Origin of the sequence: Streptomyces rhizosphaerihabitans (assembly GCF_025399795.1) — a bacterium.
GTDB lineage: Bacteria > Actinomycetota > Actinomycetes > Streptomycetales > Streptomycetaceae > Streptomyces > Streptomyces rhizosphaerihabitans.
In genome coordinates this window covers 290106-306821 of the sequence record NZ_JAODTZ010000002.1, presented here as the reverse complement: position 1 = coordinate 306821, position 16716 = coordinate 290106, and the positions used below count along the sequence as shown (strand labels likewise).

At 71.2% G+C, this 16716-nt stretch carries 17 protein-coding genes; 8 read left to right on the top strand and 9 right to left on the bottom strand.

The window, feature by feature from the left end; translation table 11 throughout:
- Positions 1-32: 32 nt before the first annotated feature.
- The 3 genes from N4G66_RS45610 to N4G66_RS03405 are packed head-to-tail and all read right to left on the bottom strand — an operon-like array spanning position 33 to position 2847.
- On the bottom strand, positions 33-125 hold the full coding sequence (locus N4G66_RS45610; RefSeq protein WP_315903607.1) for an Ms4533A family Cys-rich leader peptide: 93 nt from the start codon (positions 123-125) through the stop codon (positions 33-35).
- Positions 126-181: 56 nt separating this feature from the next.
- On the bottom strand, positions 182-1849 hold the full coding sequence (locus tag N4G66_RS03410; protein ID WP_261702400.1) for a DUF3152 domain-containing protein: 1668 nt from the start codon (positions 1847-1849) through the stop codon (positions 182-184).
- An 8-nt stretch (positions 1850-1857) separates the two neighbouring features.
- Positions 1858-2847: an alpha/beta fold hydrolase gene (locus N4G66_RS03405; protein ID WP_261702399.1), complete on the bottom strand. Its 990-nt coding sequence runs from the start codon at positions 2845-2847 to the stop codon at positions 1858-1860.
- A gap of 159 nt (positions 2848-3006) precedes the next feature.
- Between N4G66_RS03405 and N4G66_RS03400 the strand changes: the two genes are divergently transcribed.
- The 4 genes from N4G66_RS03400 (at position 3007) to N4G66_RS03385 (ending at position 5033) form a co-directional block, all read left to right on the top strand.
- Positions 3007-3231: a hypothetical protein gene (locus N4G66_RS03400; protein ID WP_261702398.1), complete on the top strand. Its 225-nt coding sequence runs from the start codon at positions 3007-3009 to the stop codon at positions 3229-3231.
- Positions 3232-3412: 181 nt separating this feature from the next.
- Positions 3413-4054, top strand: coding sequence for a TetR/AcrR family transcriptional regulator (locus N4G66_RS03395; protein WP_261702397.1), 642 nt, complete (start codon positions 3413-3415; stop codon positions 4052-4054).
- Between the two features lie 184 nt (positions 4055-4238).
- Complete coding sequence (locus tag N4G66_RS03390) at positions 4239-4466, top strand: DUF3107 domain-containing protein (protein ID WP_028801993.1); 228 nt, start codon at positions 4239-4241, stop codon at positions 4464-4466.
- A gap of 297 nt (positions 4467-4763) precedes the next feature.
- Complete coding sequence (locus N4G66_RS03385) at positions 4764-5033, top strand: hypothetical protein (protein WP_261702396.1); 270 nt, start codon at positions 4764-4766, stop codon at positions 5031-5033.
- 141 nt (positions 5034-5174) lie between these two features.
- Here the strand turns inward: N4G66_RS03385 and N4G66_RS03380 are convergent, their stop codons facing one another.
- Positions 5175-5936: a ferritin-like domain-containing protein gene (locus tag N4G66_RS03380; protein WP_261702395.1), complete on the bottom strand. Its 762-nt coding sequence runs from the start codon at positions 5934-5936 to the stop codon at positions 5175-5177.
- 278 nt (positions 5937-6214) lie between these two features.
- On the opposite strand from N4G66_RS03380, the gene N4G66_RS03375 reads away from it, so the two are divergent.
- The gene (locus N4G66_RS03375; protein WP_261702394.1) at positions 6215-8734 is read left to right on the top strand and encodes a DEAD/DEAH box helicase; all 2520 of its coding nucleotides are present in this window, start codon (positions 6215-6217) and stop codon (positions 8732-8734) included.
- Between the two features lie 153 nt (positions 8735-8887).
- On the top strand, positions 8888-9769 hold the full coding sequence (locus tag N4G66_RS03370; protein ID WP_261702393.1) for an alpha/beta fold hydrolase: 882 nt from the start codon (positions 8888-8890) through the stop codon (positions 9767-9769).
- 63 nt (positions 9770-9832) lie between these two features.
- On the opposite strand, the gene N4G66_RS03365 is transcribed toward N4G66_RS03370, so the two are convergent.
- A complete protein-coding gene (locus N4G66_RS03365) occupies positions 9833-10729 on the bottom strand; it encodes an NYN domain-containing protein (protein ID WP_261702392.1) in 897 nt (298 codons plus the stop codon).
- Positions 10730-10955: 226 nt separating this feature from the next.
- Here N4G66_RS03365 and N4G66_RS03360 point away from each other — a divergent pair, with 226 nt between their 5' ends.
- Positions 10956-11108, top strand: coding sequence for a hypothetical protein (locus tag N4G66_RS03360; protein ID WP_106983652.1), 153 nt, complete (start codon positions 10956-10958; stop codon positions 11106-11108).
- A 377-nt stretch (positions 11109-11485) separates the two neighbouring features.
- On the opposite strand, the gene N4G66_RS03355 is transcribed toward N4G66_RS03360, so the two are convergent.
- The 3 genes from N4G66_RS03355 to N4G66_RS03345 form a co-directional block, all read right to left on the bottom strand.
- On the bottom strand, positions 11486-12091 hold the full coding sequence (locus N4G66_RS03355) for a MarC family protein (protein ID WP_261702391.1): 606 nt from the start codon (positions 12089-12091) through the stop codon (positions 11486-11488).
- Between the two features lie 525 nt (positions 12092-12616).
- A complete protein-coding gene (locus N4G66_RS03350; RefSeq protein WP_261702390.1) occupies positions 12617-13474 on the bottom strand; it encodes a PHP domain-containing protein in 858 nt (285 codons plus the stop codon).
- A gap of 301 nt (positions 13475-13775) precedes the next feature.
- A complete protein-coding gene (locus tag N4G66_RS03345; protein WP_261702389.1) occupies positions 13776-14417 on the bottom strand; it encodes a DUF6758 family protein in 642 nt (213 codons plus the stop codon).
- Positions 14418-14580: 163 nt separating this feature from the next.
- On the opposite strand from N4G66_RS03345, the gene N4G66_RS03340 reads away from it, so the two are divergent.
- The gene (locus N4G66_RS03340) at positions 14581-15834 is read left to right on the top strand and encodes an MFS transporter (protein WP_261702388.1); all 1254 of its coding nucleotides are present in this window, start codon (positions 14581-14583) and stop codon (positions 15832-15834) included.
- A gap of 100 nt (positions 15835-15934) precedes the next feature.
- Here N4G66_RS03340 and N4G66_RS03335 read toward each other — a convergent pair whose 3' ends face one another.
- Positions 15935-16519, bottom strand: coding sequence for a suppressor of fused domain protein (locus N4G66_RS03335; RefSeq protein ID WP_261702387.1), 585 nt, complete (start codon positions 16517-16519; stop codon positions 15935-15937).
- Positions 16520-16716: the final 197 nt, after the last annotated feature.

Below are 16716 nucleotides of genomic sequence, written 5' to 3'. Positions count from 1 at the left end.
AAGGAAAGCGACGCACTCGCCGGGGGCGGGCGTCAGCAACAGTGAATGTCGGCCACGCAGAGCGCGGTCACGCCGAAGAGCGCCAGCTCAAGAGCGGCGCGAACGGGGGCGTGACGGGGTGACATGCGGAAAAATATGAACGATCTTTCGGCGCATGTCAACGCGGCCGGAGCCCTTCCTGTCAACTCCCGGGATAGGGCCAGGCGTTGGGCAGACAGTGGATTCCGTCGTGGTCGAGGAACTTCGTCTGCTGCTGCATGACCGGGGCGAGATCGCCGTCCTTCTCGCAGGTGACGTGCCCGTATCCGAGCCGGTGGCCGACCTCGTGATTGATCAGCATCTGCCGGTAGGCGTGGATCTTGTCACCGAAGCCGTAGGTCTTGGAGCCCTGGGCCCAGCGGTACGCGTTGATCATGACGCGCTCGGTGGACGCCGAGTCGCACGACACGTTGTCCTCCGTGGTGTCGAGCCCCGACTTGGCGCACCACTCGGCGGTGGTGCCCGGGCTCGCCAGCGTGATGACGAAGTCCGGTTTCCCGGAGTAGATCCGCTCGAAGGTGCGGGCGCCGCCGTGGGCCCAGCTCCGTCCGTCGTTCAGGGTCTTCTGCACGGCGTCGGCGAAGAGCGCGCCGTCAAGACCGAGGCCCTGCTCGATGTCGACGCGGTAGGTGTATTTGTGCCCCTTGCCGGGCGCCTCGGCGACTCCGGGCACCGCCTCGAACTTCCCCGACGCCTTGAGCTTCGCTCCGAGCGGGTACGTCCTGGCCATCTTCTGGTCGTACGTCAGGGCCGCCGCGGCCACGGTCGGCTGCCCCGACTGGGTCGGCCGGTCGTCTCCGCGCGAGGCGGAGTCCTGGGTCACCCGGCCGCCGCCGCTGTCGGCGGACTCCGTCCGCGTGCCGCTGTCGTGCTGTCCCGAGGTCATCTGTCCGGCCACGACGACGGCCAGCACCGTGGTGACGGCGGCCGCCGCGATCCCGGTGAACGCCCACCCCTTGCGGGCCTTGCCCTCGTCCTGCTCGTCGGCATCCGCCGGCGGCCGCTCACCGGTCCCGGTGGACCTGGCGTTCCAGTCGGCGTCGGAGCCGTGGGGACCGGCTGCCCGGGGGCCGGTCGTCCGCCCCGCCGCGCCGCCGCGGGGCGCGGAAAGGTCGCCGCCCTCCTGCGTGTCGAGGTCGAACGCGTCGACGTACGCCTGCCGGGGGGCCGTCACGGCCTGCTGACGCTGCCGGGGGACCCTCGGCCCGGCGGGCGCGCCCTGCGGAGCCCCACCCGCCCTGGACTCCCCCCAGCCACCGCCCTGTTCACGCTGTTCGGGATGCCCGCCGCGCACCTGCGGCATTCCGTGCGCGGGGGTTCCGTCGGGAAGGCGCGGCATTCCGTGCGCCGGGGTCCCGTCGAAAAAACGCGGCACCCCACGCGCCGGGGTGCCGTCGTCGAAACGTGGGACGCCCTGTGCCGGAGTCCCGTCCGCGAATCGCGGCACCCCGCGCGCGGGAGTGCCGTCGGTCATCCGCGGGAAGCCGTGTGCCGGAGTCCCGTCAGGAAAACGCGGCACGCCGTGGGCCGGGGTGCCGTCCTGGAAGCGTGGCACCCCGCGCGCGGGAGTGCCGTCGGCGGTCCGCGGGAAGCCGTGTGCGGGGGGCGCGTCGTCGAAGCGCGGTCCGCCTCGCTGCGGGGTCCCGCCCGCGGGCGGGTAGGGACCCAGGGGGCCGGGCGGGCGTGTCGCCGCTCGGCGGGCGCCGTCCGGGACCGGCGCCGGAGCGGGTGCCGCTTCCTTCGCCGTAACCGCTCGCGTCTGCGAGGTGTCCGCCTTGTCGGCCCGCCCCCGACGACTGTGTCGTCCCACTTCCCGCCTCAGCTCTCCGCGCCGATTGCCACCGAAGAGGTCAACTCTCCCAGGTCCGCCAGGAGTTCGCGGAAGGCGGTGGCCACCGTCTCCGGATACTCCATCATGGCGACGTGCCCCGCCTCCGGCAGGGACAACAGCCGGGAGTCGCGGAAGGCACGGGCCGCGCGCTGCGCCATACGGTAGCCGACAAGTTGGTCGCGGCCGCCGTAGACCAGGAGCGTCGGGGCGAGCACCCGTTCGGCCTGACGCCACAGCCCGTGCTGGCCGCCCAGCGTGTAGGCGTTCACGACACCGCGCGCGGAGCGTGCCATGGCGTCCCAGAAGTAGGGCAGCGTCAGCCGCCGTTCCATCTCCTCGACCGCGTCGCGGAACCCCTCGGGCGTCACGATGCCGGGATCGCCGTAACAGAGGGCCAGCACGCCGCGAACCCGCTGCTCAGCGCTCCAGTCCTTGGTGAGCTTGGTGAACAGCCCCGCCACCCCGGGCAGCGCGAGCAGCGCGGTCGGCCACGCGGTGCGCTGTGCGCGGATCTCGGGGAGCGCGGGTGAGACCAGCGTGAGCGTCCGGACGAGATCCGGCCGGACGGCCGCGACACGCGTCGTGACGGCTCCGCCGAGTGAATTGCCGAAGAGATGTACGGGACCGCGTCCGGACGCGTCGAGATAACGGATGACCGCGCGCGCGTGGCCGGTGACCGAGTAGTCGCCGTCGTCCGGCGGCGGCGAGTCGCCGAAGCCCGGCAGATCGAGGGCCTCGCTGTCCACGAGCCCGTCGAGCAGCGACATCAGCGCCGACCAGTTCTGCGAGGAACCGCCCAGACCGTGCACGTACAGCGCGGACGGCAGGTTCTCCCGGGCCGGCGGTCTCGACCGGATCGTCAGCGTGATGCCCGGCAGCCCGACCGATCGCAGTCGCTCGCCCTCCGCGACCCTGACGGCGCCGACCCTCGGCATGACGGTGGCGGCCGGCGCGGAGGGGAGTTCGGTCGAAGACATGTCGTAATGTTACGAGACGATCACGCGGAGGCTCATGTGTTCGCGGTCACAGATCGCGGACGGATCGCATAGCGTCCGGATCGCGTGTCTCCTAGGCTTCGAACGAGGGCGCTCGTACGTACATCAGGAGCGCACTCGTACCGTTCGGGAAGAGGAACCATGACAGTCGACCCGACAGACCCCGGAACATTCGACGACCAGTTCCGGGAAATCCTCGACGTGGAGGCCCCGGAGGCCGACGCCGCCGAGCAGTCCGCCGAGCTGGATCCCGCGGACGATGTCGACCCGGAACCCCCGGGCGACCGCCTGAACGCCGACGATGCGGATCTCGCCGAGCAGGCCCGGGTCGTCCGGCTGAACGAGGACGACTATCCGGTGACGTGACACCGCCGACCAGTGCCGTCGGGACGGCCGGGTGCCCAGCTCGTCCCCTTCGGCACACTGTGCGCCGTCCCGTCGGCGTCCGGTCCGTGAAATTCTGCGCTCGCACCGCACACAGCACGGTTACCGAAAAGTACGATGGCGGCGCGGCGCACACCGCACGTGGACAATTTTGGGAGGCGGCGTGACAGCCATCGAGCAGACAGAGGCAGCACGCCCGCGGGGCACTCGCCTGCCGCGCCGTGCCCGACGCAACCAGCTCCTCGGCGCCGCCCAGGAAGTTTTCGTTGCGCAGGGATATCACTCGGCCGCCATGGACGACATCGCCGAGCGCGCGGGCGTCAGCAAGCCGGTTCTCTACCAGCACTTCCCGGGCAAGCTCGATCTGTACCTCGCCCTGCTCGACCAGCACTGCGAGTCCCTGCTCCTGGCGGTACGGACGGCGCTCGCGTCGACCACGGACAACAAGCTGCGCGTCCGCGCCACCATGGACGCCTACTTCGCGTACGTGGAGGACGACGGCGGCGCTTTCCGGCTGGTCTTCGAGTCGGACCTGACCAATGAGCCGGCGGTGCGCGAGCGCGTCGACAAGGTGACGCACCAATGCGCCGAGGCGATCTGCGACGTCATCGCCGAGGACACCGGTCTCTCTCGCGAGGAGTCGATGCTCCTCGCCTCGGGGCTCGGCGGCCTGGCCCAGGTGGTGGCCCGTTCCTGGCTGCACAGCGACCGCAGCGTCCCGCGCGACCAGGCGGTCCAGCTGCTGACCTCGCTCGCCTGGCGGGGCATCGCGGGGTTCCCGCTGCACGGCACGGACAACCACTGACCCGCTGAATCACCGACACCAGGGAAGCGGCCGGGGAAGCACCCCTCGGCCGCTTCTTTGTTCCCGTCTGCTGTTCGCTCCTGGCGTTCCCGGGCGGAGCGTGCACCTCCCCTCGCCGGGCTAATGTGTGCTGCGTACGGCGCGTACGAACGCGCACATGACTGACCGTCGGAGGGACAAAGCCGTGGAGGTCAAGATCGGCGTGCAGCACGCGCCCCGCGAGATCGTTCTGGAGAGCGGTCAGACCCCGGAAGAGGTCGAGCGCGCGGTGTCCGAGGCGCTGGCCGGCAAGTCGCAGCTGCTGAGCCTCGTGGACGACCACGGCCGCAAGGTCCTGGTTCCGGCCGACCGGCTGGCGTACGTGGAGCTCGGCGAGCCCACGCAGCGCAAGGTCGGATTCAGCGCTCTGTAGAGCGGCAGAGCAACGAAGTGGTACGGGAAGGGCCCGGTGACCTCGTCACCGGGCCCTTCCCGTACCACTCGACGCACCCGGCCCCCGTCCGGCCCACGCCGAATCCCGCTCCACCGCAAGCCGAATCCCGCTCCCGCGCACGCCAATCCCGCTCCACCCCGGTCCGGGCTGTGCCGTGCGCCCGGCGCGTCCACAGATGGAGCACATGCCGGACACAGAGGAGGGTTGCGTTCCGCACGTCGGGGGTAGGACCGGCTACGACCGATTTGCACCGGCCGTGCGGGAGGGACCTTCACCATGTTCTTGGAAGCGCTCGGCTCCGCGCTGCTCGGTCTCGCGCTGGCGTGGGCGGCTTCGTACCGCCTGCCCCACCGATTGCCGGCACGCAGTCTGGTCCTGTCGACCGGCGTGGCAGGAGCCCTGTTCGGCGCCTTCCTGACGCACACGGCTCTGGGCTCCGGCCACTTCCTGGTCATCCTGCTCGGCGCGGCGGCCGTCTCCGCGGCGCTGCTGTCGCTGCTGCTCCGCCCCGAGGAGCGGTTTCGCCGCCGCTCGGCGACGGCGTAAGCCGTTCCGCAACCCCCGCTTCCGCGACCGTGAACCGCGCGGCTAGGGGCGTCCCTCGACGCTTGTTCCGAACCACGCCCGGGGGACCCGCCCGAAGGACCGGCCGCGGCGCAGGTTCCAGGACCTGCGCCCGGACGAGTCCTAGGCGGCGAGGCCCAGTGCGGCCATCCGCTTGGTGTGCGCCTCGGTGATCCGGGAGAACATCCGACCGACCTCCGCGAGATCGAACCCGTCCGCGACGCCGCCCACGAGCATCGTCGACAGGGCGTCGCGGTCGGCGACCACACGCTGCGACTGGGACAGGGCCTCGCCCATCAGCCGTCGCGCCCACAGCGCGAGCCGCCCCCCCACCCGCGGGTCGGCGTCGATCGCGGCGCGCACCTTCTCGATGGCGAAGCCGGCGTGACCGGTGTCGTCGAGGACGCCGAGGACGAGCTTGCGGGTGTCCGAGTCGAGGCGGGCCGCGACCTCACGGTAGAAGTCACTGGCGATCGAGTCGCCGACGTACGCCTTGACGAGCCCCTCCAGCCAGTCCGAGGGAGCCGTCTGCCGGTGGAAGCCGTCGAGCGCGGCGACGAAGGGCTCCATCGCCTGCGTCGGCTCCGCGCCGACCGCGGAGAGCCGGTCCCGCAGCTGCTCGAAGTGGTGGAACTCGGCCGAGGCCATCTTCGCCAGCTCCGCCTTGTCGCTGAGCGTGGGCGCCAGCTTGGCGTCCTCCGCGAGCCGCTCGAACGCCGCGAGCTCGCCGTACGCGAGCGCTCCGAGCAGGTCCACGACCGCGGCGCGGTACTGCGGCTCGGCCGAGGCCGTGTCCCAGTTCTGCGCGGCGACTCCGGTGGCCGCGGGGGCGGTGTCGGCGGGGGCCTCGGCGGGCTTCTCAGCGGCGTTGTCAGGCGTCGTCATGAAGCGCACAATAGCCCGCTCACAGCACGAGGGAAGCCCCTGGTCAACCAGTGTGACGACGACTACGTGACCAAATCGGCCATCGCATGTGCGCGATTCCGGGGTATGGTGGTAATGCGCCCGGCGAGTAAATTCGACGGGCCGCACGAATGAGGATGCCCGGTCGGTGGCCCGATCGGCTCCGACCCGACAGCCCTCCACGTCGGTACGGCACATTGCGTACGACATCCGGAGGGAACCCTCAGCGGCACGAGAGCTCGAGCGTCGGCAGTGGTCCCATGCCACTCGGCCCGCCCGTCAAGAGCGGCCGACGTCCCCGGCACGGTCCCGACACGACCCCCGCGCTCGCCTCGCACCGCGTACACAGAAGAGGCAGCACCCTGACTACGACTTTCCGAGACCTCGGAATCCTTCCTGAGACCGCCGAAGCCCTTGAGGCCGTCGGCATCGTCAACCCCTTCCCCATCCAGGAGATGACGCTCCCCGTCGCCCTTTCCGGCAGCGACGTCATCGGCCAGGCGAAGACCGGCACCGGCAAGACGCTGGGCTTCGGCCTTCCGCTCCTCGAGCGCGTCACCGTCCCCGCGGACGTCGAGGCGGGCCGGGCCAAGCCCGAGCAGCTCACCGACGCCCCGCAGGCTCTCGTCGTCGTCCCGACGCGCGAGCTGTGCACCCAGGTGACCAACGACCTGCTGACCGCGGGCAAGGTCCGCAACGTACGCGTTCTCGCCATCTACGGCGGCCGCGCGTACGAGCCGCAGGTGGAGGCCCTGAAGAAGGGCGTCGACGTCATCGTCGGCACCCCGGGCCGTCTGCTGGACCTCGCGGGCCAGAAGAAGCTCAACCTCAAGCACATCAAGGCGCTCGTCCTCGACGAGGCCGACGAGATGCTCGACCTGGGCTTCCTGCCCGACGTCGAGAAGATCATGAACATGCTGCCGCCCCGCCGTCAGACGATGCTGTTCTCGGCCACCATGCCGGGCGCGGTCATCGGTCTCGCGCGCCGCTACATGTCGCAGCCCACGCACATCCGCGCCTCCGAGCCGGACGACTCGGGCGCGACGGTCCGCAACACCGCGCAGTTCATCTACCGCGCGCACAACATGGACAAGCCCGAGCTGGTCGCCCGCATACTGCAGGCCGACGGCCGCGGCCTGGCCATGGTCTTCTGCCGCACCAAGCGCACGGCGGCCGACCTCGCCGACCAGCTCCAGCAGCGCGGCTTCGCCTCCGGCGCGGTCCACGGCGACCTCGGCCAGGGCGCCCGCGAGCAGGCGCTGCGCGCGTTCCGCAACGGCAAGGTCGACGTCCTCGTCTGCACCGACGTCGCGGCCCGCGGTATCGACGTCGAGGGTGTCACCCACGTCATCAACTACCAGTCCCCCGAGGACGAGAAGACGTACCTGCACCGCATCGGCCGCACCGGCCGCGCGGGTGCCAAGGGCATCGCGATCACCCTCGTCGACTGGGACGACATCCCGCGCTGGCAGCTGATCAACAAGGCGCTGGACCTCGGCTTCGGCAACCCGCCGGAGACGTACTCCACGTCCCCGCACCTCTTCGAGGAGCTGAGCATCCCGGTCGGCACCAAGGGTGTCCTGCCGCGTGCCGAGCGCACCCGCGCCGGGCTCGCGGCCGAAGCGGTCGAGGACCTGGGCGAGACCGGTGGCCGTGGCGGCCCGCGTGGCCGCGGTGGCCGTACGGCGGCGCCGTCGACCACCGAGCGCGAACGTGAGCGCCCGGCGCGCACGCCGCGCCAGCGCCGTCGTACGCGCAACGGTGCGTCGACGGACGAGACGTCCGCGTCCACGTCCACGTCGCCCGAGGTGACCAGGGAGTCTCCCGCGGCCGTCGAGGCCACCGAGCCCCGCACTCCGCGCCGCCGTCGCCGTACGCGCGGTGCAGCGGGGTCCGAGCCGGTGGCCGCCGCTGCCGTGGCCGCTCCGGTGGCCGAGGCCGCGGAAGCCGCCGTCGCGACGGCGGAGGGGGTCACCGACGAGTCGGCCGCGCCGCGCCGTCGCCGGACCCGGAAGAGCGCCGAACCCACCGAGACCGCTGTCGAGACGGCGGCGGTGACCGCTGCCGAGGCCGTGGTCGAGAGCATCGCCGCCGAGGTCGTCGCCGAGGCTCCGGCCAGGCCGGCCCGCCGTCGCACCCGTAAGACGGTCGAGACGGCGCCCGCGGCCGAGACGGTCACGGAGGCCGCCGAGGTCACCGAGGCTCCGGCGAAGCCCGTCACCCGTCGACGGACCCGCAAGGCCGCGGAGGCCGTCCTCGACACCGTCGAGGCCGCCGCCACCGAGGTCGCCGAGACCGTCGCCGAGACCAAGCCCCGGCGCACCCGGGCCAAGGCCGCGACCGCCGCCACGGACACGGCCGAGGCCGCCGCCGAGGAGACGGACGCCAAGCCCGTACGCCGCCGGACCCGCAAGGCCGTCGCCGACGCCGACATCCCGGCCCAGGCCGCCGACGAGACGGACGCCAAGCCCGTCACCCGTCGACGCACCCGCAAGGCCGCGGAGGCCGTCCTCGACACCGTCGAGGCCGCCGCCACCGAGGTCGCCGAGACCGTCGCCGAGACCAAGCCCCGGCGCACCCGGGCCAAGGCCGCGACCGCCACCACGGACACGGCCGAGGCCGCCGCCGAGGAGACGGACGCCAAGCCCGTACGCCGCCGGACCCGCAAGGCCGTCGCCGACGCCGACATCCCGGCCCAGGCCGCCGACGAGACGGACGCCAAGCCCGTCACCCGTCGACGCACCCGCAAGGCTGTCGCCACGGAGCCCACGGAGAGCTGATCTCCAGCCCGATGGCCCGGTCCCCCCTTCCGGTGGGGACCGGGCCATCGGCGTTTCCGCCGCCTCCGCCCCTGCTTTGCCTGTCCCCTTTGGCGCCTTCACCGATCCGGCCCCGCCGAGCGGCCGTCACCGGCGCCCGATAGCCTCCTCCGCATGAGCAGGCCCTACACGTTCGTTCCGCCCACGGGTGTCCGCGCCTACCGGCTGTCGACCGCGCGCGGCGAGTTCGCCGTGCTCGACGCCGTGCCGGACGGACAGTCCAGGGGGACCGCCTTGCTGCTGCCGGGGTTCACCGGGAGCAAGGAGGACTTCATCGCGCTGCACACGCCGTTGGCCGCGGCGGGGTACCGGACGGTGGCCGTGGACGGGCGCGGACAGTTCGAGACCGAGGGGCCACAGGACGACGAAACGGCTTACGCGCAGAGCGAGTTGGCACAGGACGTGCTCGCGCAGGCGGCCGCCGTCGGCGCCCCCGTCCACCTCGTGGGGCACTCGCTCGGCGGCCAGATCGCCCGCGCCGCGGTACTGGTCGACCCGTCGCCGTTCGCCTCACTGACGCTCATGGCCTCCGGCCCCGCCCAGATCTCCACGGCTCAGCAGCAGCGCGTCAAGCTGTTGCGGGACGCGCTGGCCGTGATGAGCATGGCCGAGGTGTGGGAGGCGATACGGGCGATGGAGCCGCCCGAGGAGACCGACACGGGAGGGCTGGACGCGGGGCTCGACGACCTCGCCGACCTGCGCCGCCGCTGGCTCGCCAACAGCCCCGCCCAACTCGTCGCCACGGGCCGCCAGCTCTGCGACGAGCCCGACCGCGTCACCGAACTGGCCGCCGTCCCCCTCCCGAAGCACGTGATATCCGGCGAGCGCGACGACACCTGGCCGGTCTCCCTGCTGGACACCATGGCCGTACGACTGGACGCGCACCGCACCGTCGTCGAGGGGGCGGAGCACTCCCCGAACGCCGACCAGCCCCTGGAGACCGCCCGCGCTCTGGCCGGTTTCTGGGACAGCACGCGCTCGCGCCCCGCGACCTGACCCGAACGGCAGCCCCTGGCCGGTGCGGCGCCCGCGCCCCTGGTACTGCGCCTGCAAGTGCTCCTAGTACTGCGCCTGCAAGTGCTCCCAGAAGCCGTCCCGCAATGCGCGGCGCAGATCCGACTGTCCGCGCAAGGAGTACTGGAGCAGGCCCTCGGCCTCGACCAGCAGGTCCTGGTCGACCGAGCCGGGGAGGTAGGGGTGCCCGGGAAGCAGCTCCACCAGGGATTCGCGGCCCCGCGCGGCCAGCCACTTCGCGGCGATCTGGGCGCCCACGAAGCGCACGTCCTCCCGGGTGGGCCGGACCGCCGCCGTCGGGTCGTACGACTGGGCGGTCCGCCTGGCCACATACGGCTTGAAGAAGTCGAGGTCGAGCGTGCGCTGGCTGTCGACCTCCCAGAGAAGCGGTTCGGCCTGGTTGCGTCCCTCGGGCGCCTCGATGCCCCAGAGGTGGACCCGGGCGCCGTAGCCCTGCGCCGCCTCGACCGCGGAGACGAGGTCCTCGTCTCCGCCGAGCAGCGCCGCGTCACTGATGGCGCGGTGCCGGGCGAGGGACTCCAGGTCCGACCGGATGAGTGAATCGACGCCCTTTTGCTGGTTGTTGGCGTTCAGGTTGCCCAACCGGACCTTCACGTCCGGGAGTTCGGCGATGGACTGCTGTTCCGCGGTGTGGATGCGACGCCGCGCGCCGTCGTACCAGTAGACGCGGAGCAGTCGGCTGTCCGCGAAGATCGTGCGGGCCCGGTCGATGAGCGCCTCGATGAGGCCCTCGGTGTCCAGGTCGAACGAACGGCGGTCCTCCGTGCCGGCGACGAGCCGCCCCGCGGCCGCGTACAGATATCCGGCGTCGACGAAGATCGCATGGGTGGAAGGGGTCTTCGCGACCTCGGCGAGCATGCGCTGGAGCAGCTCGTTCGTACGGTCTATGCGGGCGGCGAGCGCCGCGTGGTCGTCGTTCATCAATCCCATTGTCCCGGCGGTCACGCTGCGAACACAACCGGCGCCGTTCAGTCTCCGCCACCCGGCCTACCCGCCAGTAATTAGGTTCTCGAAAAGTTTCCTTAGCGTAGGGAATGTTTGTAACACGCATCCCGTTGACTCCCTACGAGAGCGAGGACAGCAATGCCTCGCTCTTCACACACAAGTAGTTCTCCTCAGGAGGATGACCAGACGAAGGGAGAAGCCCATGCGCTTCGAAATCATGCGACTCGACGATGTCGACGGCACACCCGTGGACAGCACTGTCGTGGACGCCGCCTCCGTCAACCGGATCGTTCAGCAGGCCGCCGCCATCGGGCAGCGACTGTGGATCCGCCCGGCCGATTCAACCGCTTCGTAACACGACGATCATCCGCTTCGCCGTACGAGGACGCATCGAAAGCGCCTCGTAGGACCGAAAGGCGTTGCGGACCGCAGACGCTGCTCAGACTTCAGAGCCCCGCACGGCGAGGATGCCGTGCGGGGCTCTGCGTGTCCGGACGAAGCCATGGGCCCCGTCCGGATCGCCCCGGGAACCCATCCGCTCCCTGGACCGCCCGGGGGAGGCCGCCAGCCCCCTGCTCCCCCCGGGGAAGGCCGTCAAGGTCCCTGGATCACCCCGAGAAAGCCGGTCGGGTCCCTGGATCCCCCCGGAAAGGCCGTCAGCTTCCCTGGACCGCCCGGGGGAGGCCGCCAGCCCCCTGTCATCGGCTTTCCTGGACCGCCCGGGGAAGGCCCTCAGCTCCCCTGGATCACCTGCGTGACGCCGTTGATGATCTGCTGCACCGCGATGGCGGAGAGCATCATGCCCGCGAGCCGGGTCACCAGTACCACGCCACCGTCCTTGATGACGCGGATGATCAGCAGCGAGTAGCGCATCACGATCCACAGCACGACATGGATCGCGAGGATGGCGGACCACAGCGAGACCTGTGTGGCGACCGTGTCGGCCTTCTGCACCGCGAGGATCACGGACACGATCGCGCCCGGCCCGGCGAGCAGCGGCATGCCCAGGGGGACGAGGGCTACGTTGACGTCCTTGGTCTGCTTCGGCTCGTCGGTCTTGCCGGTCAGCAGGTCGAGGGCGATGAGCAGGAGCAGCAGTCCGCCCGCGATCATCAGCGCGGGCACGGACACGTGCAGGTAGCCCAGGATCTGGTGCCCGAGGAGCCCGAAGGTGGTGATGACGCCACCGGCGACGCAGACCGCCTGGAAGGCCATCCGCCGCTGCACCCTGGCGGGGCGGCCGGCGGTGAGCGCCAGGAAGATCGGAGTGATCCCGGGGGGATCCATGATGACGAAGAGGGTGACGAAGAGGGAGCCGAAGACGGCGACGTCGAACATGGTGGAGAGAAGCCTTGCGAGGTGGTGGGAGAGGGTGGGCGGATCTTCCGGCCACCGTTTCGGGCAGTCGTTCCGCAGGGCGGAACAGGGCGGCACGACCGGCGGTGCCGGGTGCCTGGGAACGGGCCGGTGAACACGGTTCCGGCCGAGCGCGGGGCGGGACGTGCGCCCCGGACGTACGCCCCGTGCGGGCGCGGGTCCGTCCGGCAGCCGGCCGGGCGGGGCCGGGAACACGGCCCCCCGGAACGCGTGCCGCGGACCGGCGACGACCAGGACATCCGGCCGACCAGGCACGAGTCCCAGTGCACGCCACCCGGCGGCCGGCCGGCGCCTTACGACACCGACCAGGTCCGTACGAGCCTCACGTACGGGCCGCCTCGCCTACGGGCCTCATGACACCGGCCCATCGGCACCCACCCACCCGCAACCGCACAGGCACAGCCGCAACCGCAGCGCAGTCGCGGGAAGCGACAGAGGCACCGGCACAGGCCCGACGGAACGGTCCGGTACGGGACGTCCGGAGGTTCAGGATCCGCCCGCGCCCGGTACCGGGAACGCCCCGGTGGCGCGGCGGGTGATCTCCCCGTAGACCTCGGGGTCGGTCGTGAACTCCCCGAGCACACAGGTCTTGCGGCTGCCGTGGTAGTCCGACGAGCCCGTGGCCAGCAGCCCCAGCTCGGAGGCCAGACCCCGCAGCCGTGCCCGGGTGGCCGGCTCGTGGTCCATGTGGTCGACCTCGATGCCGTCGAGGCCCGCGGTGGCCAGCTCCGCGATCACCGACTCAGGCACGGTGCGGCCCCGCTTGGCGGCGGCCGGGTGCGCGAAGACGGTGACACCCCCGGCCCCCTTGACCAGCCTGATCGCCTCGAAGGGGTCGGTCTCGTGCTTGGGGACGTAGGCGCGGCCCCCGTCGGCGAGCCACTGCTCGGTGAAGGCGTCGGAGACGCTGTCGACGACACCCAGCTCGACCAGCGCGGAGGCGACGTGCGGGCGCCCGACCGATCCGTCGCCCGCGATGCGCGCCACCTGTTCCCAGGTGATCGGCACGCCGAGTTCCCGGAGCCTGGCGATCATGCCCTGGGCGCGCGGCACCCGGTCGTCCCGCACCAGTTCGCGCTCGGCGAGCAGTGCGGGCTCCTCGGGGTCGAAGAGGTAGGCCAGCAGGTGCATGCCGATGCCGTCGATCCGGCAGGAGAGTTCGGCGCCGGTGACGAGAACGAGCCCCTCGGGCAGTGCGGCGATCGCCTCGGCGTACCCGCGGGTGCTGTCGTGGTCGGTCAGCGCGACGACGTCCAGACCAGCGGCCGCGGCGTTGCGTACCAGCTCGGCCGGGGTGTCCGTACCGTCGGAGGCGGTGGAGTGGGCGTGCAGGTCGATGCGCACTACGCGGACTCCAGGCGGTGACGGAACGGGACGGGGACGCTCAAGGATAACGGGAACCCGGGACCCTCATGTCACACCCGTACCGGCTGAGCACCCCCTACCGATCCCGCCGAGCCGACGTCCACCGAACCCGGCGTCCCGCCAACCCGGCACCCGTCGACCGTCCCCCGCGAACCCGGCATGCGCCCGCGACGAGACCCGGCGGAGCCCTGCGCCCCGGCCCGATGGAGCCCCGCGTCCCGGCCCAGCGGAGCCCGCACTCCGGCCCAGCGGAGCGGGACCGTCCCCGCCCTGCGCCGCCCTACGGCTCCAGGATGCGCGGCGACAACGCGCCGCACGGCAGCAGGTCCACCTCCGCGCCCGCGTCACGCAGATCCGTCAGGACCAGTTCGTCGTACATGAGCAGTCCGGTCTGTTCGGGCCAGACGACGGCCCACAGCCACAGCCCGCGCGCCTCGCCCGCGAAGACGGCTCGGTCGTCGGGGGAGCTGGAGACATGCCAGAGCGGGGTGGGCCGGCCCGCCGCGAGGACCTTCGCCTGAGGCGGTTTCTCGACACTCATGTACGGGCCGGGATCGGGTCCGTCTATGCCCGCGTAGCGCGCGCCGAGACCGACACCCAGTTCCTCGGCGACCAGGATCAGCTCGCCCATGCCGCCCAGCGGTCCGGGCCCCGAGCAGGCGATGGCGGTGGCCCTGCCTCCACTACGGTCGTCCCCCGCGAACGCCGCTCCGGTGAACAGCCAGCCGACAGGGAGCGGCCACGGCATCCACACCGGCACCCGGGCGCGGTGCACGACCACACCGAGGGCCTCGACGCTGGGCGGGATCACGGGCTGCAGCGGATGCACCATGCCGTGCACATCGCACTGCCAGGAATCGGCAAAAAGGCCGGGAGCCCTGACCCGGCCACCACACTTCGGGCAACTGGGTTCGCCCCTCATAGGGCCCAACGGTCCTCCCCGTCCTTCGCCGCGTCAAGGACGATCACCCGTCCGGCGTGTGCCTGTCATGCCAAAAACTACGTGCATCTTGCATTAATTAGCCCACCTAATTTATTGTGTGTATAAGACAACGATCCAGTCGGCGCACAGTGAAGGAGCGGGCATGATCAACAGCACCGAGGGCCCTGCGGAGGGGGACGCGTTCGACACCGGCGCGGGCGGTCTCCTGCGCCAGCCGAGGGCCGTATGGGCGACCGCCGGGGCGTCCGTCGTCGCGTTCATGGGCATCGGGCTCGTCGATCCGATCCTGCCGTCCATCGCCCAGGGACTCGACGCCACGGCCGGCCAGGTGTCCCTGCTCTTCACCTCGTACTTCCTGATCACCGCCGTAGCGATGCTGGTGACCGGCTTCGTCTCCAGCCGGATCGGCGGCCGCAAGACCCTGCTGCTCGGCCTCGCGCTCGTCGTGGTCTTCGCCGGACTCGCCGGCACCTCGGGATCGGTCGGCGAACTCGTCGGCTTCCGGGCCGGCTGGGGCCTCGGCAACGCACTGTTCGTCTCCACCGCCCTCGCTGTCATCGTCGGCGCGGCGGCCGGGGGCAGCGCCGCGGCGATCCTGCTGTACGAGTCCGCGCTGGGCCTCGGCATGGCCTGCGGGCCTCTGCTGGGAGCCCTGCTCGGCAACGCGAGCTGGCGCTACCCGTTCTTCGGCACCGCGTTCCTGATGGCGATCGGCTTCCTGTGCATCACGGCGTTCCTGAAGGAGCAGCCGAAGCCCGCGCGCAAGACCTCATTGCTCGACCCGCTGCGCGCCCTCGGCCACGGCGGCCTCGCCTCCGCCGCGACCTCCGCTTTCTTCTACAACTACACGTTCTTCACCGTGCTGGCCTTCACCCCCTTCGTGCTGAACATGACGCCGTACAAGTCCGGCGCGGTGTTCTTCTGCTGGGGCGTGCTGCTCGCGGTCTTCTCGGTGATCGTGGCGCCGCGCATGCAGGCGCGGTTCGGCTCGCTGAAGGTACTGGGCGGCTCCCTGGTCCTGCTCGCCGCCGACGTGCTCGTCCTCGGCTACGGCGACCACACCACCGCCGTCGTCTGCACGATCCTGTCCGGCGCCTTCATCGGCGTGAACAACACCGTCTACACGGAGCTGGCCCTCGGGATCTCCGACGCACCGCGCCCCGTGGCGAGCGCCGGCTACAACTTCGTACGCTGGTTCGCGGCCGCGGCGGCGCCGTACTTCGCTCCGAAGATCGAGGAGTGGAGCAACATCCGTGTCCCGTTCGTGGTCGCCGGGATCACCGCGCTGCTCGGCGCGGCGGTGGTCTTCGTCCGGCGTGACGCCCTCACCCACGAAGCAGAGGAACCGGAGCCGGTCCACGCCACCGAGGACGGCGTCACGGTCTTCGCCAACTGAGCGACTGCGAGCCATTATTGACGTGCCGTCACATCGAGCTGCTGTCACATTTGACTGTCGTCGCATCCGGCTGCCGTCACATTCGGCGTTCCCGGGTCGGTCAGTCCAGGGCAACGGACTTGCGCAGCGGATCGCGCAGGTCCGTTCCGCCGTTCAGCCAGCGCTCCTGAAGGGCGCCGGCGCCGTGGACGCGTTTCCAGGCGGCCTCGTTGGGCGTCATCGGCAGCAGCGGCAGGAAACGTACGGGATCGGCGGGCTCGTCCAGTTCAAGGTCCTCCACCAGACCGCCCGACTCCGCGACCAGGACGGAGGTGAACGGCGCACCGGGCCACAGGGGTTCACCCACGTCGAGAGAGGCGCCGGCGGCCACGACCAGGCCCTCGACCTGGGGCGAGGCGGCGAGCACGGCCAGCGGGCGGAGCACCTTGTCGGTGTCGGTGCCGGCCGGGCGGACCGAGAGGACCAACTCGGCGCGCGGGCCCTTCACCGGATCGGCGAGCACGGCGGTGGGATCGGCCATCGGCTGGGCGGACATGCCGAGCGTGGCGTAGCGGACGATGTCGCCCTCGGTGAAGCGCAGCACCTCGATGCGGTCGGTGCCGAGGAAGGTCACCGCGGCCCGCGCGTCGGGTTCGCCCAGCGCGGAGCGCAAACGGGCCTCGACCAGAGGAAGAACATCAGCCATGAACCGAGCATAGGCCGCGTCAATTGCGCCAGGGTGCACCGGACCCCGGTCAACAACGCGCAAAGCGGGGCCTTGACGTATCGGTGCGCTGATAGTCTTGGCCGCTGGTCGGAGCAGTGCATGAGTCAAGGCCTCACCAGGCCCTCATGGCACTGCGGGAGTTGCTCCCGGGCTCCGACGCACTGAGACTGATCTGA